Annotated in this window: 28 protein-coding genes, 2 tRNA genes and 1 pseudogene; 11 read left to right on the top strand and 20 right to left on the bottom strand. The window is 61.7% G+C overall.

The features are described 5' to 3' along the window. Window positions 1-42 precede the first annotated feature (42 nt). The 8 genes from J2T55_RS05610 to thpR form a co-directional block, all read right to left on the bottom strand. Window positions 43-119 (bottom strand) — tRNA-Arg (locus J2T55_RS05610). 174 nt (window positions 120-293) lie between these two features. Continuing rightward, window positions 294-386 (bottom strand) — tRNA-Ser (locus tag J2T55_RS05615). 133 nt (window positions 387-519) lie between these two features. Beyond that, the gene (csrA, locus tag J2T55_RS05620) at window positions 520-735 is read right to left on the bottom strand and encodes a carbon storage regulator CsrA (protein ID WP_259054734.1); all 216 of its coding nucleotides are present in this window, start codon (window positions 733-735) and stop codon (window positions 520-522) included. A 48-nt stretch (window positions 736-783) separates the two neighbouring features. After that, a complete protein-coding gene (locus J2T55_RS05625; protein ID WP_259054735.1) occupies window positions 784-2,016 on the bottom strand; it encodes an aspartate kinase in 1,233 nt (410 codons plus the stop codon). 81 nt (window positions 2,017-2,097) lie between these two features. Beyond that, the gene (alaS, locus tag J2T55_RS05630; protein WP_259054736.1) at window positions 2,098-4,707 is read right to left on the bottom strand and encodes an alanine--tRNA ligase; all 2,610 of its coding nucleotides are present in this window, start codon (window positions 4,705-4,707) and stop codon (window positions 2,098-2,100) included. Between the two features lie 75 nt (window positions 4,708-4,782). Beyond that, window positions 4,783-5,205 (bottom strand): regulatory protein RecX, encoded by a 423-nt coding sequence (locus J2T55_RS05635; protein ID WP_259054737.1) that lies wholly within the window; start codon window positions 5,203-5,205, stop codon window positions 4,783-4,785. A gap of 32 nt (window positions 5,206-5,237) precedes the next feature. Next, entirely contained in the window at window positions 5,238-6,284 is a 1,047-nt protein-coding gene (gene recA / locus J2T55_RS05640) for a recombinase RecA (protein WP_259054738.1), read from the bottom strand. A gap of 89 nt (window positions 6,285-6,373) precedes the next feature. Beyond that, the gene (gene thpR, locus J2T55_RS05645) at window positions 6,374-6,901 is read right to left on the bottom strand and encodes an RNA 2',3'-cyclic phosphodiesterase (protein WP_259054740.1); all 528 of its coding nucleotides are present in this window, start codon (window positions 6,899-6,901) and stop codon (window positions 6,374-6,376) included. A gap of 89 nt (window positions 6,902-6,990) precedes the next feature. Here thpR and J2T55_RS05650 point away from each other — a divergent pair, with 89 nt between their 5' ends. Continuing rightward, window positions 6,991-7,374, top strand: a complete 384-nt coding sequence (locus J2T55_RS05650) for a tetratricopeptide repeat protein (RefSeq protein ID WP_259054741.1) — start codon at window positions 6,991-6,993, stop codon at window positions 7,372-7,374. Window positions 7,375-7,400: 26 nt separating this feature from the next. Here the strand turns inward: J2T55_RS05650 and J2T55_RS05655 are convergent, their stop codons facing one another. Then, window positions 7,401-7,943: a CinA family protein gene (locus J2T55_RS05655; RefSeq protein ID WP_259054742.1), complete on the bottom strand. Its 543-nt coding sequence runs from the start codon at window positions 7,941-7,943 to the stop codon at window positions 7,401-7,403. Between the two features lie 76 nt (window positions 7,944-8,019). Further along, window positions 8,020-8,478, bottom strand: a complete 459-nt coding sequence (gene tadA, locus J2T55_RS05660; protein ID WP_259054743.1) for a tRNA adenosine(34) deaminase TadA — start codon at window positions 8,476-8,478, stop codon at window positions 8,020-8,022. Between the two features lie 305 nt (window positions 8,479-8,783). On the opposite strand from tadA, the pseudogene J2T55_RS05665 reads away from it, so the two are divergent. Continuing rightward, window positions 8,784-8,944 (top strand): annotated as a pseudogene (locus J2T55_RS05665) (transglutaminase-like domain-containing protein); the annotation flags it as partial. A 56-nt stretch (window positions 8,945-9,000) separates the two neighbouring features. Here the strand turns inward: J2T55_RS05665 and J2T55_RS05670 are convergent. Next, the gene (locus J2T55_RS05670; protein ID WP_259054744.1) at window positions 9,001-9,378 is read right to left on the bottom strand and encodes a polyhydroxyalkanoate granule-associated phasin; all 378 of its coding nucleotides are present in this window, start codon (window positions 9,376-9,378) and stop codon (window positions 9,001-9,003) included. Window positions 9,379-9,644: 266 nt separating this feature from the next. Here J2T55_RS05670 and J2T55_RS05675 point away from each other — a divergent pair, with 266 nt between their 5' ends. Beyond that, window positions 9,645-9,911 carry a GlsB/YeaQ/YmgE family stress response membrane protein gene (locus tag J2T55_RS05675; protein WP_259054745.1) on the top strand — a complete coding sequence of 89 codons (267 nt, stop codon included), beginning with the start codon at window positions 9,645-9,647 and terminating at the stop codon, window positions 9,909-9,911. 364 nt (window positions 9,912-10,275) lie between these two features. Next, on the top strand, window positions 10,276-10,440 hold the full coding sequence (locus tag J2T55_RS05680; RefSeq protein WP_259054746.1) for a hypothetical protein: 165 nt from the start codon (window positions 10,276-10,278) through the stop codon (window positions 10,438-10,440). Window positions 10,441-10,636: 196 nt separating this feature from the next. On the opposite strand, the gene guaA is transcribed toward J2T55_RS05680, so the two are convergent. Then, window positions 10,637-12,211, bottom strand: coding sequence for a glutamine-hydrolyzing GMP synthase (gene guaA, locus J2T55_RS05685; RefSeq protein ID WP_259054747.1), 1,575 nt, complete (start codon window positions 12,209-12,211; stop codon window positions 10,637-10,639). A gap of 132 nt (window positions 12,212-12,343) precedes the next feature. Then, window positions 12,344-13,807 (bottom strand): IMP dehydrogenase, encoded by a 1,464-nt coding sequence (gene guaB / locus J2T55_RS05690; RefSeq protein ID WP_259054748.1) that lies wholly within the window; start codon window positions 13,805-13,807, stop codon window positions 12,344-12,346. Window positions 13,808-13,915: 108 nt separating this feature from the next. On the opposite strand from guaB, the gene xseA reads away from it, so the two are divergent. Beyond that, window positions 13,916-15,283: an exodeoxyribonuclease VII large subunit gene (xseA, locus tag J2T55_RS05695; protein WP_259054749.1), complete on the top strand. Its 1,368-nt coding sequence runs from the start codon at window positions 13,916-13,918 to the stop codon at window positions 15,281-15,283. 103 nt (window positions 15,284-15,386) lie between these two features. Beyond that, window positions 15,387-15,638 carry a hypothetical protein gene (locus tag J2T55_RS05700; protein WP_259054750.1) on the top strand — a complete coding sequence of 84 codons (252 nt, stop codon included), beginning with the start codon at window positions 15,387-15,389 and terminating at the stop codon, window positions 15,636-15,638. 12 nt (window positions 15,639-15,650) lie between these two features. Here J2T55_RS05700 and J2T55_RS05705 read toward each other — a convergent pair whose 3' ends face one another. Together J2T55_RS05705 and J2T55_RS05710 are read right to left on the bottom strand one after the other, a co-directional pair. Beyond that, window positions 15,651-16,043: a hypothetical protein gene (locus tag J2T55_RS05705; protein WP_259054751.1), complete on the bottom strand. Its 393-nt coding sequence runs from the start codon at window positions 16,041-16,043 to the stop codon at window positions 15,651-15,653. A 36-nt stretch (window positions 16,044-16,079) separates the two neighbouring features. Beyond that, the gene (locus J2T55_RS05710) at window positions 16,080-16,871 is read right to left on the bottom strand and encodes a YdcF family protein (protein ID WP_259054752.1); all 792 of its coding nucleotides are present in this window, start codon (window positions 16,869-16,871) and stop codon (window positions 16,080-16,082) included. Between the two features lie 180 nt (window positions 16,872-17,051). Here J2T55_RS05710 and phnC point away from each other — a divergent pair, with 180 nt between their 5' ends. The 5 genes from phnC (at window position 17,052) to J2T55_RS05735 (ending at window position 21,657) form a co-directional block, all read left to right on the top strand. Next, entirely contained in the window at window positions 17,052-17,927 is an 876-nt protein-coding gene (phnC, locus tag J2T55_RS05715) for a phosphonate ABC transporter ATP-binding protein (RefSeq protein ID WP_310521977.1), read from the top strand. 36 nt (window positions 17,928-17,963) lie between these two features. After that, a complete protein-coding gene (gene phnD / locus J2T55_RS05720) occupies window positions 17,964-18,818 on the top strand; it encodes a phosphate/phosphite/phosphonate ABC transporter substrate-binding protein (RefSeq protein ID WP_407660052.1) in 855 nt (284 codons plus the stop codon). Window positions 18,819-18,881: 63 nt separating this feature from the next. Next, window positions 18,882-19,706, top strand: coding sequence for a phosphonate ABC transporter, permease protein PhnE (phnE, locus tag J2T55_RS05725; protein WP_259054754.1), 825 nt, complete (start codon window positions 18,882-18,884; stop codon window positions 19,704-19,706). A 32-nt stretch (window positions 19,707-19,738) separates the two neighbouring features. After that, window positions 19,739-20,770, top strand: coding sequence for a phosphonate dehydrogenase (locus tag J2T55_RS05730; RefSeq protein WP_259054755.1), 1,032 nt, complete (start codon window positions 19,739-19,741; stop codon window positions 20,768-20,770). Then, window positions 20,767-21,657: a LysR family transcriptional regulator gene (locus J2T55_RS05735; protein WP_259054756.1), complete on the top strand. Its 891-nt coding sequence runs from the start codon at window positions 20,767-20,769 to the stop codon at window positions 21,655-21,657. Before J2T55_RS05730 ends, J2T55_RS05735 begins: the two co-directional genes overlap by 4 nt. A gap of 19 nt (window positions 21,658-21,676) precedes the next feature. On the opposite strand, the gene J2T55_RS05740 is transcribed toward J2T55_RS05735, so the two are convergent. The 5 genes from J2T55_RS05740 to J2T55_RS05760 form a co-directional block, all read right to left on the bottom strand. Further along, window positions 21,677-23,062: an alanine/glycine:cation symporter family protein gene (locus J2T55_RS05740; RefSeq protein WP_259054757.1), complete on the bottom strand. Its 1,386-nt coding sequence runs from the start codon at window positions 23,060-23,062 to the stop codon at window positions 21,677-21,679. Between the two features lie 82 nt (window positions 23,063-23,144). Then, window positions 23,145-23,738 (bottom strand): peroxiredoxin, encoded by a 594-nt coding sequence (locus J2T55_RS05745; RefSeq protein ID WP_259054819.1) that lies wholly within the window; start codon window positions 23,736-23,738, stop codon window positions 23,145-23,147. Continuing rightward, the gene (gene lipA / locus J2T55_RS05750) at window positions 23,719-24,681 is read right to left on the bottom strand and encodes a lipoyl synthase (protein ID WP_259054758.1); all 963 of its coding nucleotides are present in this window, start codon (window positions 24,679-24,681) and stop codon (window positions 23,719-23,721) included. Before lipA ends, J2T55_RS05745 begins: the two co-directional genes overlap by 20 nt. Next, entirely contained in the window at window positions 24,674-25,330 is a 657-nt protein-coding gene (gene lipB, locus J2T55_RS05755) for a lipoyl(octanoyl) transferase LipB (protein WP_259054760.1), read from the bottom strand. The genes lipA and lipB overlap by 8 nt, the downstream gene beginning before the upstream one ends. A 144-nt stretch (window positions 25,331-25,474) precedes the next feature. Continuing rightward, window positions 25,475-25,774 carry a YbeD family protein gene (locus J2T55_RS05760; protein WP_259054761.1) on the bottom strand — a complete coding sequence of 100 codons (300 nt, stop codon included), beginning with the start codon at window positions 25,772-25,774 and terminating at the stop codon, window positions 25,475-25,477. Window positions 25,775-25,839: the final 65 nt, after the last annotated feature.

The following is a 25,839-nucleotide window of genomic DNA, read 5'->3' on the forward strand; positions in this document are numbered from 1 at the left end:
TACCAAATAAAAAGGGCCACCTGGTGGTGGCCCTTTGTATTTTGGCGCGCCGGGGAGGATTCGAACCCCCGACCTTGCGGTTCGTAGCCGCACGCTCTATCCAACTGAGCTACCGGCGCCTTTTTTTAAACCGGTACAGATAAAATCGCGAAGAGAATTATTCGGCACTGTATGCCTCACTCTCCGGAGTGCCGCGCCTAGCGCGATGTCGAACCCAAATTAAATAAATCGAGGGTTCGAATCCATTCTCAACATTTTTGATCAGGGCCCGCTTCGCAGGCCCTGATCAAAAATGGCGGAGAGGGAGGGATTCGAACCCTCGATGAGGCTATAAACCCCATACTCCCTTAGCAGGGGAGCGCCTTCGACCGCTCGGCCACCTCTCCGGTATCTCTACCCGGCCTGCCAGTAACAACCCGCCCGAATGCCGGGGCATTGTCTTCAGACCTGAGAAACGGGCGTAAGGATACCCGCAGCCGCCGCCCGGGTAAAGTCATTACCGGTAAAAAAGCTGTTGATTCAGCTGGTTGAATCCTTTTCCGGGCTGTCGTCCTCGCCTTCGGGCACCTCCCCCTCGGTACGAATGCGCTCGTAGATTTCCTCACGGTGGACGGAAACGTCCTTGGGCGCATTGACGCCGATGCGAACCTGATTGCCCCTGATGCTAAGCACGGTGACGTTTATTTCATCGCCTATCATAAGGGATTCACCGACCCTGCGGGTGAGAATCAGCATTTTACTACCTCCTGTACCATCCTTTTCAGTACGTTGACCCGGCTGGCCTCATGCCTTCTCGGGCTCCGCAGCATCGAGATCGAAGGCGGAGTGTAATGTTCTGACACCGAGTTCAAGATATTTCTCCGCGATAACCACGGATATTTTGATTTCGGATGTGGAGATCATCATTATATTAATCCCTTCATCGGCCAATGCGCTAAACATTTTACTGGCTATCCCGGCATGCGAGCGCATGCCAACACCGACGACGGAGATCTTGATAATCTTGTTGTCACCATTGACGCGCTTGGCGCCCAGGTCGCTGGCCACCTGGTTGAGGATTTCCAGCGCCTTGTCATAGTCATTTCTATGGACGGTGAAGGTAAAATCGGTAGTGTTGTCCACGCCAACGTTCTGGACAATCATGTCAACCTCGATGTTGGCGTCGGCGATCGGGCCCAGAATATGGGAGGCGATACCCGGTTTATCGGGCACACCGACAACCGTCAACTTGGCCTCGTCCTTGTTATGGGCGATACCGGAAATTACAGCCTGTTCCATATCCTCCACCTCTTCGGCAATCAGCGTGCCGCTGCCCCCCTGGAAAGAGGATAGCACCCGCAGATTCACGTTATACTTGCTGGCAAATTCCACCGACCGGATCTGCAACACCTTGGAACCGAGGCTGGCCATCTCGAGCATTTCCTCGTAGGTAATGCGTTCCAGGCGTCGCGCCTGCGGCGCAACCCGGGGGTCGGCGGTGTAAACACCGTCGACATCGGTAAATATATGACACTCGTCGGCATTCAGCGCGGCCGCCAGCGCCACGGCCGTGGTATCCGATCCGCCCCGGCCCAAAGTGGTAATACAGCCACTGTCGTTCACGCCCTGAAAACCGGCCACCACCACCACCCGGCCGGCCGTCAGATCCGCACGTACGCGCTGGTCGTCGATACCCAGTATACGCGCCTTGTTGTGCGCGCCATCGGTGTGAATGCAGACCTGCGCTCCGGTATAGGAGCGCGCCGGACAACCGCGCGCCTCCAGCGCCATGCTCAATAGGCCGATCGTCACCTGCTCGCCGGTGGACAACACCACATCCAGCTCGCGGCCGTGCGGGTGCGGATTGATTTCCTTCGCCAGGCTCAGCAGCCGATCGGTCTCGCCACTCATCGCCGAGACCACAACGACGATGTCGTCGCCGGCCTCGCGACAGGCCTGCACACGTTCGGCGACCGCATTGATGCGCTCAACGCTGCCGACCGAGGTGCCGCCGTATTTTTGGACGATGAGTGCCATTCACTACCATCGGGACGAGTAAAAGGCGCAGATTCTATCAAATTCTGCGTCGCGACAAAGCGAAAGTTCGGGAAAATGCGTCTAGACGCGGGCGCGCACCCAGTCGGGAACCTGATCCAGCGCCGCCTGCAGCTGGCTGGGATCGTTGCCGCCGGCCTGGGCCATGTCTGGCCGGCCGCCGCCCTTGCCGCCAACCTGGGCGGCGACGAAATTGACCAGCTCGCCGGCGTTGACGCGGTCGGCATGGTCCTTGGTCACGCCGGCGACCAGACTGACCTTGGATTCCTGCACGGTGGCCAGTACCAGCGCCGCCGAGCCCAGCTTGTTCTTCAGCTGGTCAACCGTCTCGCGCAGGGTTTTGGGGTCCGCGCCCTCGAGCGAGCGCGCCAGTACCTTGAGGCCATCAATGTCCACCGCCGCGGCCAGCAGGTCGTCGCCGGCCGAGCTTGCCAGCTTCGATTTCAGCTGCTCGACCTCCTTTTCCAGCTTGCGGTTGCGTTCCAGAAACTGGGCCAGCTTGTCCTCGATGTAATCCGGTTCGGCGCGCAGCAAATCGGCCACCCGGCCCAGCCGACGTTCGCTCTGGTTGGCCCAGTGCAGGGCGCCGCGGCCGGTCACCGCCTCGATGCGGCGCACACCGGCGGCGATGCCGGCGACGGCGACAATCTTGAACAGGCCGATGTCTCCCGTGCGGGCGACGTGCGTGCCGCCGCACAGTTCCTTGGAGAACTCGCCGCCGATCTTCAGCACCCGCACCTGGTCATCGTACTTTTCCCCGAACAGCGACATGGCGCCGTCTTCCAGCGCCTGTTCCAGTGGCATGACCTGGATGTCGGTTTCGACGTTGTTGAGAATCTGTGCGTTGACCAGCCACTCGATTTCCTGGATTTCGTCGTCGCTGAGCGCCTGCGGGTGCGAGAAGTCGAAACGCAGCCGCTCCGGCGCCACCAGCGAGCCCTTCTGCGTCACATGGTCGCCGAGCACCTTGCGCAGCGCCGCGTGCAGCAGGTGGGTGGCCGAGTGGTTGCGCATGGTATCGGCGCGCGCCTGCGCGTCGATGGCCGCATGCACGCGTTGGCCGACCTCGAGCCGGCCGCTACCGACCTCGCCGAGATGGATGTGCGCCTTGCTCTGCTTCTGGGTGTCGGACACGGCAAACTCGCCGCCGTCGGCGCGGAGCTGGCCGCGGTCACCGACCTGGCCGCCGGACTCGGCGTAGAACGGCGTGGCCGCCAGCACCACGCCGCCGAATTCGCCGGCCTCGAGCTGGTTCACGGTCTTGCCCTCACGGTACAGCGCGATGATCTCGGTCTGCTGTTCGGTCTGATCGTAGCCGGTGAACTCGGTCACCTTGTCGATCTTCGGGAATTTCGACATATCCATCTGGAAGCGACTGGCGGCGCGGCCGCGCGCACGCTGGGCGTCCATGGCCGCGCGGAAGCCGTCGTTGTCGATGGTCAGGCCACGCTCGCGGGCGATGTCGGCGGTGAGATCGATCGGAAAACCGTAGGTGTCGTACAACTTGAACACCGCCTCGCCGGGGATTTCCGTGCCGTCGAGCCTGGCGACGGTCTCTTCCAGCAGTTTCAGGCCCTGATCGAGGGTTTCGGCGAAGCGTTTTTCCTCCTGCAGGATGATCTTCTCGATCGCCTCGCGCTTTTTCAGCAGTTCCTGGTAGGCATCGCCCATCTTCTCGCCCAGCGGGCCGACGAGCTTGTGGAAGAACGGCCCGCGCAGACCGAGCTTGTGGCCATGACGGATGGCACGGCGCAGGATCCGGCGCAGGACGTAGCCGCGGTTCTCATTCGACGGCAGCACGCCGTCGGTGATCAGAAACGCGACCGAGCGAATGTGATCGGCGATCACCTGACGCGAAATCTGGTTGTCGGTATCGCCGGCGCCGAGCGCGTCGATCGCCTTGATCAGATGCTGGAACAGGTCGATGTCGTAGTTGTTGTGCACGCCCTGCATGACGGCGGCGATGCGTTCCAGACCCATGCCGGTATCGACCGACGGTTTCGGGATCGGGTGCAGGTGTCCCTGGCTGTCGCGGTCGAACTGGGTAAACACCAGGTTCCAGATCTCGATATAACGATCGCCGTCGGCCTCGGGACTGCCGGGCGGACCGCCGGCGACCTCCGGGCCGTGATCGTAGAAAATCTCGCTGCACGGGCCGCACGGGCCGGTATCGCCCATGGACCAGAAGTTGTCCTTTTCGCCGCAGCGCGAGAAGCGTTCCGGCGAGACCTGCAGATCCTCCAGCCAGATGTTGGCCGCCTCGTCATCGTCCTCGTAGACGGTAACCCAGAGCTTGTCCTCCGGCAGACCGAGCACGTTGGTGAGGAAATCCCAGGCATAACGAATCGTCTCGTGCTTGAAATAGTCGCCGAAACTGAAATTGCCGAGCATTTCGAAAAAGGTGTGATGGCGCGCGGTATAACCGACGTTTTCCAGGTCATTGTGCTTGCCGCCGGCACGCACACAGCGCTGCGAACTCACGGCGCGACTGTAGTTGCGTTCCTCCAGACCGAGAAAGACTTCCTTGAACTGCACCATGCCGGCGTTGGTGAACAGCAGGGTCGGGTCGTTGGACGGTACCAGCGAGCTGGACGATACCAGGGTATGGCCATGCTCCTGGAAATACTCCAGGAACGCGCTGCGGATGGCGTTACTGCTCCATTGTTGACTCATTGCGGCTTGTCGGTCCGGGTTCTAATAATCTAATAATGTTTGGATTGTTCTGTTCACACACTTATCGCGGGCGGCTCAGTCCCAGTCATCCAGCCCCTGCAGGGCACGGCGGACTTGCTCGCCGGAAAAGCCGCGCTGCTGCAGGAATCTGACCGCCTTAGCATAAGTCTGCCGGTCACCTGACTCAATCACGCCGAAGCGCTGCTCACCAACGTGGGCAGCCAATCGCGTCCATTCGGGATCGTTCGGATCGAGGTACTGGGCAATGAGGTGATCGTCGATACCGCGGCTGCGCAGTGCCTGACGAATATACAGCGGGCCGAAACCCTTGCCACTGCGCTCATTGACGTACGCCTCGGTAAAACGGTCGTCGCTTTGCAGGTTTTCGGCGGCCAGCTGGTCGATGACCGTGTCGATCAGTGCGTCATCGAAACCGCGACTGACCAGCTTCTGCTGCAACTCCTGGCGGCTATGCTCGCGGCGCGCCAGCAGGTCCATGGCCCGCTTGCGTAGTGTCAGCCGTTCGTCATTCAGGCTTTTTCGGCCTCTTCGTCCGCGGCCTCGGCCTCATCATTGTCAGCAAACTTGACGTCCGGCAGGGCCGCCTTGCGGATGCCCTTCTCGATTTCGGCGGCCTTGTCCGGGTTGTCCTTCAGGTACTGGCGCACGTTTTCCTTGCCCTGACCGATGCGCTCACCGTTATAGCTGTACCAAGCGCCGGTCTTTTCCACCAGCTCGTATTTGACGCCCAAGGTGATGAGCTCGGCCTCGCGCGAGATGCCTTCGCCGTAGAGGATGTCGAACACGGCTTCCTTGAATGGCGGCGCCACCTTGTTCTTGACCACCTTCACGCGCGTTTCGTTGCCGGTGACCTCGTCGCCGGACTTGATCGCGCCGATACGGCGAATATCCAGGCGCACGGAGGAATAGAACTTGAGCGCGTTGCCGCCGGTAGTGGTTTCCGGGCTGCCGAACATGACGCCGATCTTCATGCGAATCTGGTTGATGAAGATCACCAGCGTGTTCGAGCGTTTGATGTTGGCGGTCAGCTTGCGCAGCGCCTGCGACATCAGTCGCGCCTGCAGGCCGACGTGGGTGTCGCCCATCTCGCCCTCGATTTCCGCCTTCGGCGTCAGCGCTGCGACCGAATCGACCACGACCAGGTCAACCGCGCCGGAGCGTACCAGCATGTCGGTGATTTCCAGCGCCTGCTCACCGGTGTCCGGCTGCGACACCAGCAGGTCATCGACCTGGACGCCCAGCTTGCCCGCGTATTCGGGGTCCAGCGCATGCTCGGCGTCGACAAACGCGGCGGTGCCACCGGCTTTCTGAATCTCGGCGGCGCCATGCAGTGCCAGCGTGGTCTTGCCGGACGATTCCGGGCCGTAGATTTCGACCACCCGGCCGCGCGGAAAGCCGCCGACACCCAACGCCAGGTCCAGCGTCAACGAACCGGTGGATACAGCCGGCACGTGAACGGCGGTCTGGTCACCCATGCGCATGATCGAACCTTTACCGAACTGCTTTTCAATCTGGCCGAGGGCAACGCCCAGTGCCTGTTCTTTCTTGTCGTCCATAGTCCTGTCCGTCGCTGTTGAAGGGCCGCTGTGAATGGGCGGGATTATCACACAGAATGACGACACGAAACAGCCGCCAGACGGGCGGCTCAGGCGTTCAATGGCCAGCGCTGCAGAACCTCGTAACGGCCGCCCGCCGGGCCGGTTACGGACCGGCACAGCACGAAGTCTGCCGCCGGCCAGACAAGCCGCGGCGGCGCCGGCCAGTCCGGTTGTCGGCGAACTTTGCGTAACAGCGTGAGGTGGGGCCGATAGCCGCGCTGTTCAGGTCGGCAATCGGCAGCCGTGGCCACCGCGCGCAGATCGGCGGCGAGCTGCAACAGCTCTGCGGGCGGCTCGGTTGGTGCCAGCCAGGCCACCGCCGGCCCCGGCCAATAGCCGAACCGATCCAGCCCTAAGCGAAAGGGCTGCCTCGCGATACCGGCGGCGGCGGTTTCAAGCGTTTGCCGCTGAGACGCGTCGACATTACCGATAAATACCAGTGTGATGTGATAATGCTCGGCGGGTACGGGCCGGCCAACCCCGGACGGCAAGCCGGCGGCGATAGCGGCCAGTTGCGCGCGGAGTTGCTCGCTCGGCCACAGGGCGAAAAACACGCGCTGCTTCGAGGCATTCATGTCGGCTGATCAACCCTCATCACCACAGCCCGTGATCAGCGGAATTTGACAACCATTAACCAGTACAACATCGCGAGGACAATACTGCCATGTGCCGTTACCTGACTCTGCTCGGTTTACTGTTCCTTTGCCCGCCCCTGCTTGCCGGGCCGGCGGCAGACTTCGACCTGGCCGAGGAACGGGTCACGGACGGTGACCTGCGTGCCGCGCTCGACATCTATGAACAGCTTGCAGCCGACCATCCTGACAACGCCGATTACCTGCTGGAACTCGGCCGCACCCAGCTGGCAATGAACCGCGCCCTGCCGGCCAGTCGCACCCTGCGCGAAGTCACCGAGCTCGATCCGGACCGCGAGGCCGCCTATCGCCTGTTGCGACAAGCCTACTACGCGTCCGGTCAGAGTGAACAGGCCTACGCCGTCATCCAGGAAGCGCGTGAACGTTTTGGGGACCGACCCTGGCTGAGTGATTGAAGCGCCGTGCCAGGTACGGCGACCGGTCATGCGGCTGACAGTCGATCCTGGACGCCGTACAGGGCCAGTGCCGCCGATTGCCGGCGGATACTGTCGCGATCGCCACTCAGTTGCACGCGGGCACTGTGCACCAGACCGTCGCGATCCGCCCAGGCCAGACACACGGTACCCACCGGCTTGGCCTTGCTGCCACCATCCGGCCCGGCGATACCGGTCACCGCCACGGCAATATCCGCACTGCTGTTATTCAGCGCACCGATCGCCATTTCGCCGGCGGTTTCCTCGCTGACCGCACCATACTGATCCAGCGTTGTCTGATTGACGCCCAGCAGTTGTCGCTTGGCAGCGTTTGAATAGGTTACCAGTCCACAATCGAACCAGCCGGAACTGCCGGCCACCCGTGTCAGCCACTCGGCAATCAGGCCACCGGTACAGGATTCGGCCGTCACCAGGCTCTGATCGCCGGCCATCAGTAGGCGACCGGTACGACGGGCAATCTCCAGCGGCCGGATACGCAACGCCGCCTGTCGCTGACGACGTCCCTTATCGGTCTTGCGGGTCTGCGCCATATTCTGTCTCCCTTGCGATCCTGCCGAACTGTTCCCTTGAGCCAGCAAGCTGTTTTGCACCCACCCGGCGCGGCTGTCAGGACACCACCGAACGCCGCTTTTGGAAAAACGCCGACAATTGCCGGCCGCATTCCTCGGCCAGTACACCACCGGTTACGTCCACACAGTGATTAAGCTTACGCGTACCGAGAATATCGAACACGCTACCGGCGGCACCGGTCTTCGGATCGGTGGCACCGTACACCACCCGGTCGACACGGGCATGAATGATGGCGCCGGCACACATGGTGCAGGGCTCCAGCGTAACGTACAGCGTGCAACCGGGCAGACGATAGTTGGCCAGCCGCGCGGCGGCGGCGCGCAAGGCAATGATCTCGGCGTGACCGGTCGGATCATGACTGCCGATCGGCCGGTTCCAGGCCTGCGCCACCAACTCACCATCCCTGACAATCACCGCACCGACCGGTACCTCACCGGCAGCCTCAGCTTCGCGGGCCTGGGCTATGGCCTTTTGCATCCAGTCTTGATCATACATTGGCGCGTATTTCGTCGTTCGTATATCGCATCACAGCTACAGTTTAAATATATAACCTGTCGCCTGAAAAATGTTGAGAATCTTTCAACAAGCTATTTACAAATACGAGATATGCGATTCCCTGCTATTGTTAACGAGCACTTTTTACCCTTTTATAAAGTTATTCATCGTAGGTGATGCCAATGCCATGAAAAATACCATGTTAGAAAATTTCTTGAAAATACTTTTGACATGGGTGTAACGCTTATCATCAAACCATATTCGACCACGGCTACGGGGGATGCACGAAACACAAGAACCGCATGGGAGGTCTTTCAGGAAAAAAGGGAGTATGCCGTGACTTTGCACACCTCGCCATCGCACTCTGCCGCTGCATGAATATACCGGCCCGTTACTGTACGGGTTACCTAGGTGATATGGGCATTCCCCCACCTATGGAGAAATGGATTTTGCGGCCTGGTTTGAAGCCTGCCGGTAATAAGTGGCGACCATGGAGTCTAACCACAGTCGCAATGAGCAGGATTAACTCCGGCCTTTGCGCCCAAGTCGCTTTGAGTTTGCCACAGCACGTCGGCGTATCGGGCCGAGGGATTTCTGCATGCTGGTCGTGGCGGCGTTACTGAATCGCTCTACCGCAGTATTCACTGAGCTCCCTTTTCGGTACAAAGGAGACCACGCTAAACGCATCACGTCGAAACTGAGACCTATGTACGCGCGCGTCATCTGCGTCGCTGTGTTGTTCCATGACTCGGTGAGCGCAGCGACCTTCTCCGCGCTCATGCGCTTCATTTCCTTGCGGTCACTCGCTGATGGCGAGGTACCGGCTAGCGCCATACGCATCATCCGCTGAGCAACCACCACCGGCGCGGCCATTGCCAGCTGCATCATGTCATCAGTCATTTTATTTTTCTTTCGCCTTACCATGGTATTACCTCTGTTTTCTCATGTTACGGGGGCATCTCGGAGCCGTTGCGGGAAGTGAGCGCATGAGTTTGCTGGGGACGGTCATGCCACGCTCGATCCTCATTTGTGGTCTCATCCATGTCGATGCTACAGAAAACGGGACATAGAATCCGTACGTCAGCGCACGGTAACCATGGAACGGCTGCCGTAGGCTTCATCCACTGGCGCATTGTGCGTCAAGATTATCAGGAGATAGTAAAATCATGGGTATCATCATGTGGCTCGTCATTGGCGGTCTGGTCGGCTGGATAGCGAGCATGATTATGGGCACTAACGCCCAGCAGGGCATTATCCTCAACGTCGTGGTCGGCATTGTCGGAGCACTGATCGGCGGGTGGCTGATCGGGCCGTTACTCGGCGCCGGTTCCATCAACGACGGCATTACCGTCATGAGCTTCATCGTGTCGCTAATCGGGGCGGTAATATTGCTCGCCATCCTGCGCCTTTTCCAACGCAGCTCCATAGCCTGAGGGATGTCTCCGGCCGCGTAGTACGAATGCGTGGTAAGCCGTTGGGCGGACTAAATTAAAGACAGGCTCAGGATCTGGTTGCCGACTCGTGCCGGCGGGAGCGAAGGCATCCGGGAAGGCAATGGGCGACGCCACGGGCTCTGCGGACGAGATCCACGCAGGTGTAGACCGGGGACAGGCCGTCCTGGTGCCATTTTAGTGTATGCCGCCGCACCGATCATTCCGCGACATGCTGTCATCATTGAACCCAATCTCACTAGTAACTAGAGAAGGAACACCATGTATCCCATCAATACAATCTGCGTCTTTGCAGATTTCGGTGTGGATCCTGTGTTTTTCAGCAACCAACCCGGAGCGAAAAAACATGAAACTCAACAAAACCATTCCAGCCGCCCTGCTCGTGAGCGCCCTATTGATCACGTTATCTGCCTGCGAAGAGCAAGGTCCTCTTGAGGAGGCTGGTGAAGAAATTGACAATAAAATCGAGGACGCGGGCGATGCCATCGAAGATGCAACCGACGGCAACTGATCCGTCGCTTCATCACAATTGGATGCCCCACCAACCGCTCAAATGGTCAGCAAAGTGATTCTGATACTTCAGTTCAGTTAGTACGCATATTCCAAGGCATCACGCACGAGCATTGTCTTGCAACCGCACAGGAACGGTGCGTAGTGACACGAGGTAACTGTATGGGCTCGCGAGGATTATTAAACGAGATACGCGACTATTCCCACTCGATGGTGGCGGGCGGCTTGCTGGAGATGTCGTAAGTGACGCGCGAGATGCCGTCGATTTCATTGATGATGCGCCGGGCGACGTGATCGAGAAATTCGGCCGGCAGGCGCGCCCATTGCGCGGTCATGTAGTCGATCGTCTCGACCGCGCGCAGGGCGATGACGTAGTCGTAGCCACGGCTGTCGCCTTTCACGCCCACCGAGCGCACCGGTAGGAATACAGCGAAGGCCTGGCTGGTCCGGTCGTAGAGATCGTAATTGCGCAGTTCCTCGATGAAGATCGCGTCGGCGAGCCGCAACAGGTCGGCGTATTCCTTTTTCACTTCGCCGAGGATGCGCACACCCAGGCCCGGTCCCGGGAACGGGTGCCGGTAAACCATGTCGGCGGGCAAGCCCAGGCTGACGCCGAGTTTACGTACCTCGTCCTTGAACAGTTCGCGCAGCGGTTCCAGCAGCTTCAGCTTCATGTGCTCGGGCAGGCCGCCGACGTTGTGATGCGACTTGATCACGTGCGCCTTGCCGGTCTTGGAACTGGCCGACTCGATGACGTCGGGGTAGATCGTGCCCTGGGCCAGCCACTGGATGTTCTCGAACTTGGCGGCCTCATCATCGAACACGTCGATGAACATGCCACCGATAATCTTGCGCTTGGCTTCCGGATCGTCGGTGCCCGCAAGCGCGTCCAGGAAACGATCCTCGGCATCGACGCGGATGACACGGATGCCCATGTTGCTGGCGAAGGTGGCCATGACCTGGTCGCCCTCGTGCAACCGCAGCAGGCCGTTGTCGACGAACACGCAGGTCAGCTGGTCGCCGATCGCCTCGTGCAATAACGCGGCAACGACGCTGGAGTCGACACCGCCGGACAGACCGAGCAACACGTTGTCACCGCCAACGGTATCGCGAATGTTCTGGATCAGATCGGCGGCGATGTTGTCGGTAGTCCAAAGCCCCTGGCAACCGGCGATGTCGTAAAGAAACCGCTGCAGGATCGCCTTGCCTTGTTTCGTGTGCGTAACCTCGGGATGAAACTGCAGGGCGTAAAAACGCCGGTCCTCGTCGGCCATGCCGGCGATCGGCGCATTGTCGGTAGTGGCAATGACCTTGAAACCGTCGGGCAAGCCGGTGACGTGGTCGCCATGACTCATCCAGACATCGAGCAACCCGTGGCCTTCGTCATTGACATGATCCTGAATGTCGCGCAGCAATACGGAATGGCCGCGGGCGCGCACGCCGGCAAAGCCGAACTCGCGTTTCGTCGACGGCTCGACCGCGCCGCCGAGCTGCACCGCCATGGTCTGCATGCCGTAACAGATACCCAGCACCGGCACGCCGAGCTCGAACACGATCTGTGGCGCGCGAATGTCGGGACAGGCGGTGACCGACTCGGGACCGCCGGACAGAATGATGGCCTGCGGCGCGAATGTCCGGATGTATTGTTCATCGACATCCCAGGCGTAGATCTCGCAGTAGACATCGGCCTCGCGCACACGCCGCGCAATCAGCTGGGTGTACTGGGATCCGAAATCCAGGATCAGAACGCGTTCGGCATGAATATCAGTCATTGAATATGCGTCATTGCGGGGGAGGCACCAGCCGACCGCGGCAACCTCGTTGATAAACCCGTTAAAGCCGAATTAACACTGCGACCGATGCACAGGATGGCCGTGCACCTGGCGGCGCTCGCCATGACTTAATCAGTCCAAACGATAGTTTGGAGCCTCTTTCGTGATCGTCACGTCGTGAACGTGGCTTTCGCGAATGCCGGCGTTGGTCAGGCGGACGAACTCGGCCCGGGTGCGCATTTCCTCGAGATTCTGGCAGCCGGTATAGCCCATTGACGCGCGCAGGCCGCCGAGCAGCTGGTGCACGATCGCGGTCAGCGGGCCCTTGTACGGCACGCGGCCCTCGATACCTTCCGGCACCAGCTTGTCGATCTCGCTGTTTTCCTGGAAGTAGCGATCCGAGGAACCGTCCTTCTGCGACATCGCCCCCAGCGAGCCCATGCCGCGGTACGACTTGTAGGAACGCCCCTGGTACAGCTCGACCTCGCCCGGCGCTTCCTCGGTACCGGCAAACAGGCCACCGATCATGACCGCGTGTGCACCGGAGACGATCGCCTTGGCGATATCGCCGGAGTAGCGAATGCCGCCGTCGGAGATCACCGGCACGCCACTGTCATGCAATGCTTCGGCAACGGTGGAGACAGCGGTGACCTGCGGCACACCGATGCCGGTCACAATGCGGGTCGTACAGATCGACCCCGGACCGATGCCGACCTTAACGCCGTCGACGCCGGCCTCGACCAGCGCCTTGCCGCCCTCGGCCGTGGCGACGTTGCCGCCGACGATCTGGCTGTCCGGATATTCCTGGCGCACCCAGCGCACCATGTCGATCACGCCGCGCGAATGGCCGTGCGCGGTATCGACCACGATGACGTCAACGCCGGCGGCCATCAGCGCCGCGACACGCTCGTAGCTGCCCTCGCCGACGCCCACCGCGGCACCGACGCGCAGGCGCTCGTGCTCGTCCTTGCAGGCGTTGGGGAATTCCTTTGATTTCTGGATGTCCTTGACGGTGATCAGACCGCGCAGTTCGAACTGGTCGTTGACCACCAGCACCTTCTCGATGCGGTGCTGGTGCAGCAGCCTGACCACTTCCTCGCTGGCGGCATCCTCACCGACGGTAACCAGCCGTTCCTTGGGCGTCATGATGCGCGACACCGGCGAGTCGTAGTGGCGTTCGAAACGCAGATCGCGGCTGGTGACGATACCGACCAGCTCCTCGTTCTCGACCACAGGCACACCGGAAATGTCGTGCTTGCGGGTCAGATCGAGCACTTCATGAATGGTGGTGTTCGGGCCGACGGTGATCGGGTCGCGGATCACGCCGCTTTCGTATTTCTTGACGCTGCGCACCTGGCGCGCCTGCTCTTCCGGACTCATGTTCTTGTGGATGACACCCAGGCCGCCGGCCTGCGCCAGGGTAATGGCGAGTCGGCCTTCGGTGACGGTATCCATGGCCGCCGAGGTGATGGGAATGTTCAGAGTAATGTCCCGGGTCAGTCGGGTCGCCAGGCTGACCTCACGCGGCATCACCTCCGAGTAGGCGGGCTTGAGCAGAACATCGTCGAAAGTGAGTGCTTCTTCAGGAGCGATCATAGCGGGTAGCCACATCAGCCGGGAAATAAATAGCCGTGCATTATAGGGCCTGGCCGGGAAGCGGTAAACGCTCATCGTCATGGCCGCCCGATCGGTTATCCTGTGTCCATGTCAGAATCCGATAACAATACTGCCGCGGGCGGCCGGCACATTTTCAGCGTCAGCGAGCTGAACCGCGAGGCGCGCGACGTTCTCGAGGGCAGTTTTCCCAGCCTCTGGGTCGAGGGCGAAGTCTCCAATCTCGCCCGACCGGCCTCCGGGCACCTGTATTTCAGCCTCAAGGACAGCCGCGCCCAGGTGCGCTGCGCGCTGTTCAAGAACCGCGCCATGAAGCTGGCCACGCAGCCGGAAAACGGCATGCAGGTGCTGGTGCGCGCCGGCGTCAGCCTGTACGAGGGGCGCGGCGAATTCCAGCTGATCGTCGAGTACCTGGAGCCGGCCGGCGCCGGTGCCCTGCAGCGCCAGTTCGAGGAGCTGAAGAAGAAACTCGACGCCGAGGGCCTGTTCGACCCGGCGCACAAGCAAGCCATTCCGGCCATGGCCCGACGCGTCGGCGTCATTACCTCGGCTACCGGCGCGGCCATCCGCGACATTCTCAGCGTCCTGCAGCGCCGTTACGCCGGTATCGAGGTCGTGATCTACCCGGTGCCGGTACAGGGCGCGGAAGCGCCGGGACGCATCCGCGCGATGCTGGCGCTCGCCGAGCAACGCGCCGAGGTCGACGTGCTGATCCTGGCGCGCGGCGGCGGTTCGCTCGAGGATCTGTGGGCATTCAACGACGAGCAGTTGGCGCGCGCCGTACACGCCTGCCGGCTACCGACCATCAGCGCGGTCGGCCACGAGATCGACTTCACCATCACCGACTTCGTCGCCGACCAGCGTGCCGCCACGCCCTCGGCCGCCGCCGAGCTGGTCAGCCCCAGCCGTGAACAGCTGGAACGCCAGCTGGCACGCTACGAGAACCTGCTGGCGCGGCAGACCGGCCAGCTGCTGCGCCGCCTGAAGGACCGGCTGGCCGGCCTGGAACGACGCCTGCCGCATCCGCGGCGCACCCTGCAGCAGTATAGCCAGCGACTGGACGAACTCGGACTGCGCGGCCAGCGGGCCATCAAGCATCATCTGCAACAGGATCGCGCGCGGCTCAACCGGCTGGCGTCGCTATTGGCCGTACAGAACCCGCGCCGCCAGTTACAGCAGCAGCAACAGCACTGCCGCCAGCTCGACAACCGGCTACAACGCGCCATGACACTGAACCTGCAGCGCAAAAGCGAGCGCCTGTCGCGACTCAGCCATAACCTCGACACCGTCAGCCCGCTGGCAACGCTGAGCCGCGGTTACACCATCGTGCAGAAAGGCGACGGCGCTATCGTCCGTGATGCCGCCTCGCTCAGCCACGGCGAGCAGGTCCGTTCACGCTTTGCCCGGGGCACGGCCGAACTGAGTGTGATCGCGGTCAGCCAAGACGACAGTGAATGAGAAAAGTGGCCACCGGACAGCGATGTATCCTGTGGCGGGCGTATTATTGTCTTTGTCGCGGTCCTAGAATAACGAATGTGCAAACCGAACGGAGGGTTATGCCATGGCTGAAAACGACACCGATACCGCCAAACTGAAAGCGGAAATCGAAAAGCTGCGCAAGGATTTCGCCAGCGTCGCAGAAACACTGAAGGAACTGTCCAGTGAACAGGCGCGCGAGTCGGTCGCGCATTTGCGCCATCAGGCCGAGCAGACCGGTGAGAAGATCGAGGCGGAAATTCGCGAACGGCCACTTACCAGCGTTGCCACGGCCTTTGCTCTCGGTTTTATCCTCGCCAGGCTGCTCAATCGCTAGCGCCTGTCCAGCCTAGCGATCGATCTCGTTCAGCGTCTGCCGGGCGAGCCGTTCTATCGTCTCCAGACTGATGTCGGCGCGTGTCAGAAAGGTGTCGTCATAGCGTGCCGGGTCGGCCCACTGGGCACCGCGGATCTCGCAACGCTTGGCGAGCTTGTACAGCCCCAGATCCTTGAGCCGGAAACCCAGGTCGGTCCAGAGTGCCGACAGCACCTGTTCCTGTTTCACGGAGCGTTTGTTGCGCTCGTGCACGTGGCGCATGTACACGTTGGTACGCCGGACCACCTTGACCACGTCACGCAGGGCGGCAATGGATTCCTGCTTGCGTTGTTGGCGCGCCCGGCGCAGATTCGCCAGCCATCGGACCAGATGCGTAAACAGGACTTCCCAGCCTTTTTGCGTCACCGGCACAGGCCCCTTCTCGCGAATCGAATCAGTGGATCAGCATTGCGCGCGGATACCCGCCGCGCCGTCATGGTCGCCGTAAACCATCCGGTAGTACAACAATCCCAGCCATTCATGCAGCGCGGTGCGGCTGAGCTGTAACGCCGTCAGGCTCGGCAGCCAGCGTTCCAGAACGCTGGCATTCCTGAATGTATCTTTCAGATAACCTGTCGGTGCCGGTATTGCTTCGATCCCGGATTTCTCGAATGCGTACAGTGCCCGTGGCATGTGCGCGGCGTGCGTGACCAGTAACACGCGGCGGATGCCCTGACCGTCGAGAATGAATTTCGAGCAGATGGCGTTTTCGAAGGTGTTGCGGCTTTTGCGCTCGGTCCAGCGCGCCAGCCCGTCAAAATCCGATTTCAGGGCCTGATCCATGAGTTCGGCTTCGGCATACAGCTCGCCATTGGGGCGGCCGCCACTGGCCAGGATCGGCAGACCGGTCTGCTCACGCAACCGCTCGGCATAACGCAACCGCACCAGTGCCAGCTGGCCGACACTGTCGGCGCCGCCATATTCCGGCGCATTGTTATAGCGACCGGCGCCAAGCACCACGATTGCGCCAGCATCCTGTTTCTGCACCGGCGTCGACAATACCGGCGCGGTCTCGACCCAGGCGATCAGCTGGCCCGCCAACGGTGCCGTCGACAATGCATAGACCAGCACGAGCCCGGTCAGAAACAGCCACACGGCCAGCTTGCGCGCTACCGGCAGCAGCAACAGTCCCAGGCCGAAGAAAACGACAAAAATACCCGGCGGTAACAGCAACGAGCGCAGCAGCTCGATCATGGTGGCCCATCCCCTGTGTGGCGCCGAAGCGCGGAAGCGACAAACTAGCATCCGCCGACGCAAAGGTCAGCCACCCCGCCCGCTTGCGCACGGCAACAAAACCTTCACCTGGCCGACATGCTCGTGTCATCGCCCCTGCCTACGGTATGCGTAAACCTAATCGAAACGGGCATAGCCATTATGAAGCGTAATGACCCAGCGACCACCACAGCCGAATCCGCGACAGACAGCGCGATGATCCGCCTCGATGGCGTCGGCGTCACCTACCCGGATGGCACGCTCGCCCTGCATCCGCTCGACCTGACTTTCAGACAGGGCGAATTCACGGTGCTGCTGGGTCTGTCCGGCGCCGGCAAGTCGACCCTGCTGCGCACGCTCAACCAGCTCGTAGTGCCCAGCTCGGGCACCATCAGCAGCGACGAGCTTGGCGTCATCCACGGCAGCGCCCGCGTCCGCGCCCATCGCCGCCACACCGCCATGATCTTTCAGCAGCACCAGTTGCTGCTGCGCAAAAGCGCGCTCACCAATGTTCTGACCGGGCGGCTGGCCGCGCATTCCGCCTGGCGCACACTCCTGCCCATGCCCGCGGACGACGTCACGCTGGCTTACCAGTGCCTGCAACGGGTCGGTCTGGCCGACAAGACTTTCGTCCGTGCAGACAACCTCAGCGGCGGCCAGATGCAGCGCGTCGGCATCGCCCGGGCCCTGGCCCAGCAACCGCGCGTGATCCTGGCGGACGAGCCGGTCGCCAGTCTCGACCCGAACACCTCCATGCAGGTGCTTGAGCAGCTCAGCCGCATTAGTCGCGAAGACGGTATCACCACCATCGTCAGCCTGCATCAGCTCGAACTGGCGCGGCGCTTTGCCCAGCGCGTCATCGGCCTGGCCGGCGGCCGGGTTGTATTCGACGGCCCGCCGTCAGCGCTCGACAGCGCCACGCTGGATCAGATCTACAACAGTGGCAAACAGGACGGCCACCAGCCCGATACGGAAACGCCTTCTGTCCACCAATCTGGAAGTGGTGATCACGAAGAACCCATGCGTGCCGCCGTTTAACAACCTCGACCCTATCCATTCAGGAGATTCGTCATGATAAAACGACTTGTAACCTTTCTAACAGGCCTGTTGCTGGTTGTCTCGACAACTGTTCAGGCCGAAGGCCGCAATCCCGACACGCTCAAGGTGGCGTTGCTGCCGGACGAGAATGCCTCCAAGTTGATCCAGCGCAATCAGCCTTTAAAGGCGCATCTGGAAGACACGCTCGGCAAGGACATAGAGCTGGTCGTGACCACCGACTACTCTTCCATGATTGAAGCGATGCGTTTCGGCCGCATCGACATTGCCTACTTCGGCCCGCTGTCCTACGTGCTGGCAAAAAGCAAATCGGAAATCGAACCGTTTGCCGTGCTGGTCACCGATGGCCGACCGACCTATCGCAGCGTGATCATCGGCAACCGTGACATGGGCATAGAAAGCTACGCCGACCTCAAAGACAAGAACGTCGCGTTTGGCGATCAGGCTTCGACTTCCAGTCACCTGATGCCGCGGCGCGAGCTGATGAACAATGATCTGAAGGCCGACGCCGACTATAAGCCACGCTATACCGGTGCCCATGACGCCGCCGCTATCGCAGTCCAGAACGGCAACGCCGCCGGCGGCGCGCTGGGTGAGCACATTTTCAATTACATGCTCGAAGACGGCCGCATGGACAAGAGCAAGGTCAAGGTGCTCGGTTACTCCGACTACTACCCGCAGTATCCCTGGGCGATGCAGTCAGACCTGGCGCCGGCGCTGAAAAAACAAATCCGCCAGGCTTTTCTGACCATCGAGGACCCGACCATCCTGGAAAACTTCAATGCCGAGGGATTCGTGGCGATCAGTGACAGCGATTACGACATCTATCGCGAAATGGCCGACATCCTCGGCGTCAACCTCGCGCAGCAGTAACCCCCAGGCAACCGGGCCGGTCAGCGGTACCGCTGACCGGTCTCATTCATGGAGCAAACCATAATGACCAATGTCTCTGCCGACACCGCAGCCAGCGTGCCGGCCACCGACATCATCGAGCGCTATCGACGCGATAACCGGCGCACGCTGGTGCAACTCGCACTGCTGAGCGGCGTCATCATCCTGTGCTGGTACCTGGGTGAATTACTCAGTCCGCAAACCTACATCGACGGACTACCGGCCATCGGCCAGCTCATCGTCGATTCCGTGCCACCCGATTTCGCGCGCTGGCAGCAATGGATCATGCCGCTGGTGGATACGCTCGTTATGAGCATCGCCGGTACGGCCCTAGCGGTGCTGTTTTCATTGCCGCTGGGTTTCCTGGCCGCCGCCAACACCAGCCCCAACCGGGTTGTTTTCCAGGTGTCGCGACTGGTTCTGAACGGCCTGCGTGCCGTGCCCGAGCTGATCATGGGCATCATTTTCGTCGCCGCCGTCGGCTTCGGCATATTGCCAGGCGCGCTGGCCGTGGGCCTGCATTCGATCGGTATGGTCGGCAAATTCTTTGCCGAGTCGATCGAACACGTCGACGAGCAGCCGGTCGAGGCCGCCCGCGCCGCCGGTGCCAGCGGTTTCCAGGTGCTCTATCACGGCATCCTGCCGCAGGTGTTGCCGCAGTTCGCCGATGTATCCATCTACCGCTGGGAGTACAACTTCCGCGCTTCGACGGTCATGGGCATGGTCGGCGCCGGCGGCATCGGCTTCGAGCTGATGTCGTCACTGCGCATCATGGACTACCAGCAGGTCAGCGCGATTCTGCTCGTCATCCTGGTCATGGTGACGCTGGTCGACAGCTTGAGCGGCCATCTGCGCCGTTACTTTAAATAAGCCGCTGCTTTTTAGATCAAGGGAGTCATACCATGGCGGACAAGGTTGTCATTTCCCACTGGGTGCATCGCGAAGTCAGCGACTATCTGCGGCAACAGGGTTGCGAGGTGATCGGCAACGACGGCCTCGAACCATGGCCGCGGTCGCAATTGCTCGAGCTGCTCGGCGATGCCGATGCCTTCATGGCGTTCATGCCGGACCATGTCGACGCCGACCTGCTCGCGCACGCGCCGAAACTGAAGGTCATCGGCTGTGCGCTGAAAGGTTATGACAATTTCGACGTCGCTGCCTGCAGCGCGGCCGGCGTCTGGCTCAGCATCGTCCCGGACGCCCTGACCGAACCGACCGCCGAGCTGAGCATTGCCCTGCTGCTGGGCGTCAGCCGGCACGTGCTGGCCGGCGACGCTTACATCCGTACGGGCGCGTTCCGCGGCTGGCGGCCGCACTTCTACGGCTGCGGTCTGGCCGACAGCACGATCGGCATCATCGGCATGGGCGCGGTCGGCCAGGCCATTGCCGCACGTCTGGCCGGTTTTCGCGCGCGACTGCTGTACAGCGACATCGAACCCCTGAGCGAACACACCGCCAAATCGTTGCGCGTGCGCAAGGTCGGCCGCCGGGTGCTGGCGGAAAAAAGCGATTACATCGTGCTCGCCATGCCGCTCAATGACGGCACCCTGCACACCATCGACGACGGCTTTCTTGCCACGGTCAAGACCGGTGCCTACCTCATCAACCCCTGCCGTGGCTCGGTCGTGGACGAGGCCGCGATCGCCCGCGCCCTGCGCGCCGGTCGCCTCGCCGGCTACGCCGCCGACGTCTACGAGATGGAAGACTGGGCCCGAGCCGATCGACCACAGTCCATTCACCCGGACCTGCTTGCCAATCACGCGCAGACGCTGCTGACACCGCACCTGGGTTCGGCGGTCGACGCCATACGCCGTGACATCGCCCGGCGCGCGGCCGAGAACATCGTCACCGGCCTGCGCGGCCAGCGCCCGGCTGATGCGGTCAACACACCGCAGTCGCAGCCGGCCGCCATGCGAAGCGGCGCCGGCGCATGATTAACCTGACTCAACTGGCGACGCTGGTGGCGATCATCGACCACGGCAGTTTCGGTGCCGCCGCCACCCGACTGGGCATCACCCAGCCGACCGCCTCGCAACACATCAAGCGCCTGGAAAACCAGCTCGGCACGGCGTTGTTCATTCGCGCCAGTAGCCGCACCCAGCCGACCGCCAGCGCCCTGGCCATCCTGCCGCATGCGCGCAACATGCTGAGTGTCTATGAACGGCTGACACGCGTCGTGCAACACCCGTCGCTGAGCATCGGCGCCAGCTCGAATATCGGCACCTACATGATCCAGCCACTCATCCGTCGCTGGCTGCAGAACGGCCACGACTGCGACATGGTCGTGCGTCCCAATCCGGACATCGCTCATCTGCTCGAAGGCGGCGAAATCGACATCGGTCTGATGGAGTGGTGGGACCGCCGCACCGGCTTTGAGTATCTGCAGTGGGGCGAGGACGAACTGCTGGCCGTGGTGCCGCCCGAACACCCCTGGACCGGACTCAATTGCGTGACCCCACAACAGTTGAGCGATGAACCGCTACTCGGCGGTGAACCCGGTACCGGTACCGGCCGGCTGCTCGCCACCTACCTGGCCCGTCACGGACTCACGGCCGCCATCGGCATGACCTTCAGCAATACCGAGGCCGTCAAGCGCGCCGTACGCCACGGCCTCGGCGTATCGCTGCTGCTGCGGGGCACGGTGGCCGAGGAAGTCAGCCGCGGCGAATTACACGCCGTGCCGCTGGCCGACGGCGGCCTGCGCAAGGCCCTGTATGCCATCTGGCGGCAACAGCCGGACGCAACCGGCGAACAGATCCATTCGTTCCGCAAATTGCTGGCGCCACCACAAGCTTTGCCCACCCGCTACTGCGCGCTGTAATCAATCAGCGCACAATAATTCATGTCCCGCGGCCGCTGTCCGCCTGCCGCAGGCGGCGAAAATAATCGCGCGCCGCCGCCATGACTTTCGGTGCCAGCACCATGCTGGCCAGCATGGTGGGCAAGGCCATCAGGCCGAAGCCGGTGGTCATGAGGTAGATCATGACCTCCACCGAAACCATCGCGCCGATAACAATAAACACGACGTAAAAATAGCGGTACCAGTGCTGGTGCTCGGCACCGATGAGATAGCCCAGACACTTTGATCCATAGTACCAGTAGCTGAACATCGTACTCAGGCTGAACAGGACGACCAGTCCCAGGATCAGCCAGGTCCCGGCCGTGCCCAGGGCCTCGGCATAGGCTGCCGTCGTCAGCGCCGCCCCCGACACGTCTTCACCCCGCTGCCAGACGCCGGTGCTGAGAATCACCAGTGCCGTGCAGGTACAAACAACAAGGGTGTCAATCACAGGACCCAGCATCGCCACCAGACCTTCCCGCACCGGTTCCCGCGTGCGCGCCGCACCATGCGCCATCACTTCGGTGCCGAGGCCGGCCTCGTTGGAGAATGCACCCTGGCGCACGCCGACGATCATCACGCCCAGCAAGCCGCCGGCGGCTGCCTGGCCGCTGAAGGCATCGCTGAAGATCAAGCGGATCATGGCGGGGATCCGTTCATGCTGTTGCAGGAGTATGGCGAGCGCCGTGACGAGATAAATCAGCACCATGACCGGCACCAGCCGCGCGGCTACATAACCGACCCGTTCGATGCCGCCGAAGATTACCGCCGCCACCAGCATTGCAATGATAACGCCGAACAGAAAATTGAAAGCGTCTGCCTGTTGCGCATCGATGATGCCTTGCGGCATGAGCACGGCCTCGCGCAAAGCCTCGGTAAGCTGGTTGATCTGAAACATCGGCAGCGTGCCGATCAGTCCCGCGAGACAGAAGAATATTGCCAGCCCCCGCCAGCGCCGCCCGAGCCCTTCGCGAATGATGTACATCGGCCCGCCCTGCAAGCGGCCACGGCTGTCCATGCCGCGGTACATAATCGCCAGCGTGCAGGTGAAGAACTTGGTGGCGACGCCGACCAGCGCGGTGATCCACATCCAGAAGACGGCGCCCGGCCCGCCCATACTGATCGCCAGGGCCACACCGGCGATGTTGCCCAACCCCAGCGTTCCGGACAGCGCCGCCGATAACGCCTGAAAATGGGAGATGTCGCCGGGGTCGTCCGAGCGATCGTAGTCGCCGCGCAGGATACGCAGTGCATGGCCAAGGTAGCGATACGGCAGACCCTGCGAATAGATCAGGAAAAAAAGACCGCCGCCGACGATCAGGGTGATCAGTGGCGGCCCCCAGATGAAGTCGGAAATCGCGGCGAGGACGGTTTCTACGCTTTGCATCCAATGATCCTTCGCAGCGGTGTCGTAACCGATAGATGATCTGTATCGAAGTCAGAAAACTGTGTAACCGACAGCCAGCGATTTATGTGCGCCCGTCGCGTACGGTGGCGGCATTGACTGTATGGCATCGTAACCAGTGGATCACCTGATCAGCATTCTCATCGGGTGGAAACACGGGATAGAAGGTCTTTACCACCCTGCCTTTATCCGCGATCAATGTCAGACGCCTGTAGAGCACCCGTCCGGTGATGACAAATGTCGGCAGCTGCAGACTCCTGCCAAGCAACAGTCCCGTATCGCTCAATAGTTCGAACGGCAGGTGCAGGCGCATTTTCGCCTCGTACTGGTCAGCGACAGATTGCGTGCTGATGCCATAAACACCTGCATTCAGTGCCTGCAACTCGGCATGGTGATCGCGAAAGGCACAGGCCTGCGGCGTACAGCCACGCGCCCCGGGAATCCGATCCCAGCCGTCGGGCAACGGCTCATCCGGCCGACCGGTCATGGGATAGACGTACAGAACCCACAGGCCTTCGAGTTCGGCGAGTGCCACCTGCTCGCCGCCGGTCGCGGTCAGCACAACCGCAGGCAACTGGCACCCGATCAGGTGATCTGCGGCGCCGTCGTCCACTGGCGCCGGCAGATCCGGCGGCAGTTCAGAAAGACTCACCCGCAGCCTGACGATCGGCGTGATACGACGAGCGCACCATCGGGCCGCTGGCGACGTTGCTGAAGCCGAGGCCACGGGCATAATCGCCGAGTTCGTCGAATTCGGCCGGCGTAACGAAGCGCGCCACCGGCAGATGATACTGGCTCGGCTGCAGGTACTGGCCCAGGGTCAGCATGTCGACGTCATGGGCACGCAGATCGGCCAGTACCTGTTTGACCTCGTCGATGGTCTCGCCGAGGCCAAGCATGAGGCCGGACTTGGTCGGCATCTGCGGCAGACGCGCGCGGACCTGCTTGAGCAGCCGCAACGAGCCCTCGTACACTGCCCCCGGCCGGGCGTAACGGTACAGCCGCGGCACGGTTTCCAGGTTATGATTGAACACGTCCGGCGCCATCTCGGTGAAGGCGTCGATGGCAATCGCCTCGCGCTTGCGGAAATCCGGGGTCAGCACCTCGATGCGCACCTCGGGCAGGCGCCGGCGAATGGCGCGCACGCAGTCGACGAAGTGTGCCGCGCCGCCGTCTTTGAGGTCGTCGCGATCGACCGACGTGATGACGACGTAGTTCAGTCCCATCTGCTCGATGGCGTCGGCCAGATGCTCGGGTTCGTTCGGGTCGAGCGGATCCGGCCGGCCGTGGGCAACGTCGCAGAACGGGCAGCGCCGCGTGCAGAGCTCGCCCATGATCATGAAGGTCGCCGTGCCGTGGGCAAAGCACTCGCCCAGGTTCGGGCAGGCCGCCTCCTCGCACACCGTGTGCAACTGCTTCTCGCGAATCAGTTTCTTCAGCGCCAGCACTTTCGGGTCGGTCGGCGCCTGGGCGCGTATCCAGTGCGGCTTGCGCGGCATCGGTGCGCCCTCGACCCGCACCGGGATCTTCAGCGGCCGGGTCTTGGCTTCGCCGCGGCTGGCGCGGGGCTTGCTGTCGGACGGGCTCTGCGCTTCAGTCATGAGCAACGTTCTCCATGGTTGGTGATAGTATCGGTTGATCCGGCGGTGCCGCCTCGAGCCGGCCACGCAGATGGCCGAGCAGTTCGTCGGCAATCTGCGGCATTGTATCAGTGACGCCGTGGTCGCTGAGCCGGGTAACGGCCAGCCCCGGGTAACCGCACGGGTCGATGCGGGCAAACGGCGCCAGGTCCATGTCCACATTGAGGGCAAGGCCATGGTAACTGCAGCCGTTTCTCACGCGCAGCCCGAGCGCGGCGATCTTGGCGTTATCGACATAGACACCCGGCGCACCGCGGCGCCGCGATGCGACGATCGACCGGCTTGCCAGGTAGTCGATCAATGCCTGCTCGATCCGCTGCACCAGGCTGCGCACACCGTAACCGCGGCGCCTGAGATCGATCAGCACATAGACGATCAACTGGCCGGGACCGTGATAGGTCACCTGACCGCCGCGATCCGTCTTCACCACCGGTATTTCACCAGGCTGGTGCAGATGACCGTCACGTGCACCGCGACCGAGCGTATAGACCGGCGGATGCTGCAGCAGCCAGAACTCGTCGGGCGTTACTTCATCGCGCGCGGCCGTGAAGGTCTGCATGCGGGTATAGGCAGTCTGGTAATCGACATGGCCAAGCTTTCGGATTCTCATCAACCAAGCCCCCCCGCCGATAATGATGGTTCAGCACGCCCCTTGTTATGCCTCTGTCGTTCCTCGTTCATGGCAACCGATTCGTGCATTGTTGCATTTCAAATGCACTGCGAGGAACGAGAGACGAGCGACGAGATACGCATTTCAAAGCGCCATCACCACGCGCACTTCCTCGGTCAGTTCCCGGTAGATCGCATCCAGTTGTTCCCGGCTGGTGGCATTGATGGTCACGGTGACCGACATGTAGCGGCCGCCGTTGGACAGGCGGCTGTGAACATTGGCCTCGCCCAGATCCGGCACATGCCGGCGCACGAGGCTCACGACCAGCGCGTCGAAATCGTCATCGGCCGCACCGAAGGCCTTGATCGGGAATTCGCAGGGGAATTCCAGCAGGGATTCCTGCGCTTCGGCCGCGGGCTTGTTATCGGAAGGGCTGGATGACATGGCACAAAACTCGCTTGCAGACTTTGTAAACGGATGCGTGCATTCTAACAGACAAGCCCGGTGGC

The organism is Methylohalomonas lacus, from assembly GCF_024808875.1.
GTDB classification, from domain to species: domain Bacteria; phylum Pseudomonadota; class Gammaproteobacteria; order Methylohalomonadales; family Methylohalomonadaceae; genus Methylohalomonas; species Methylohalomonas lacus.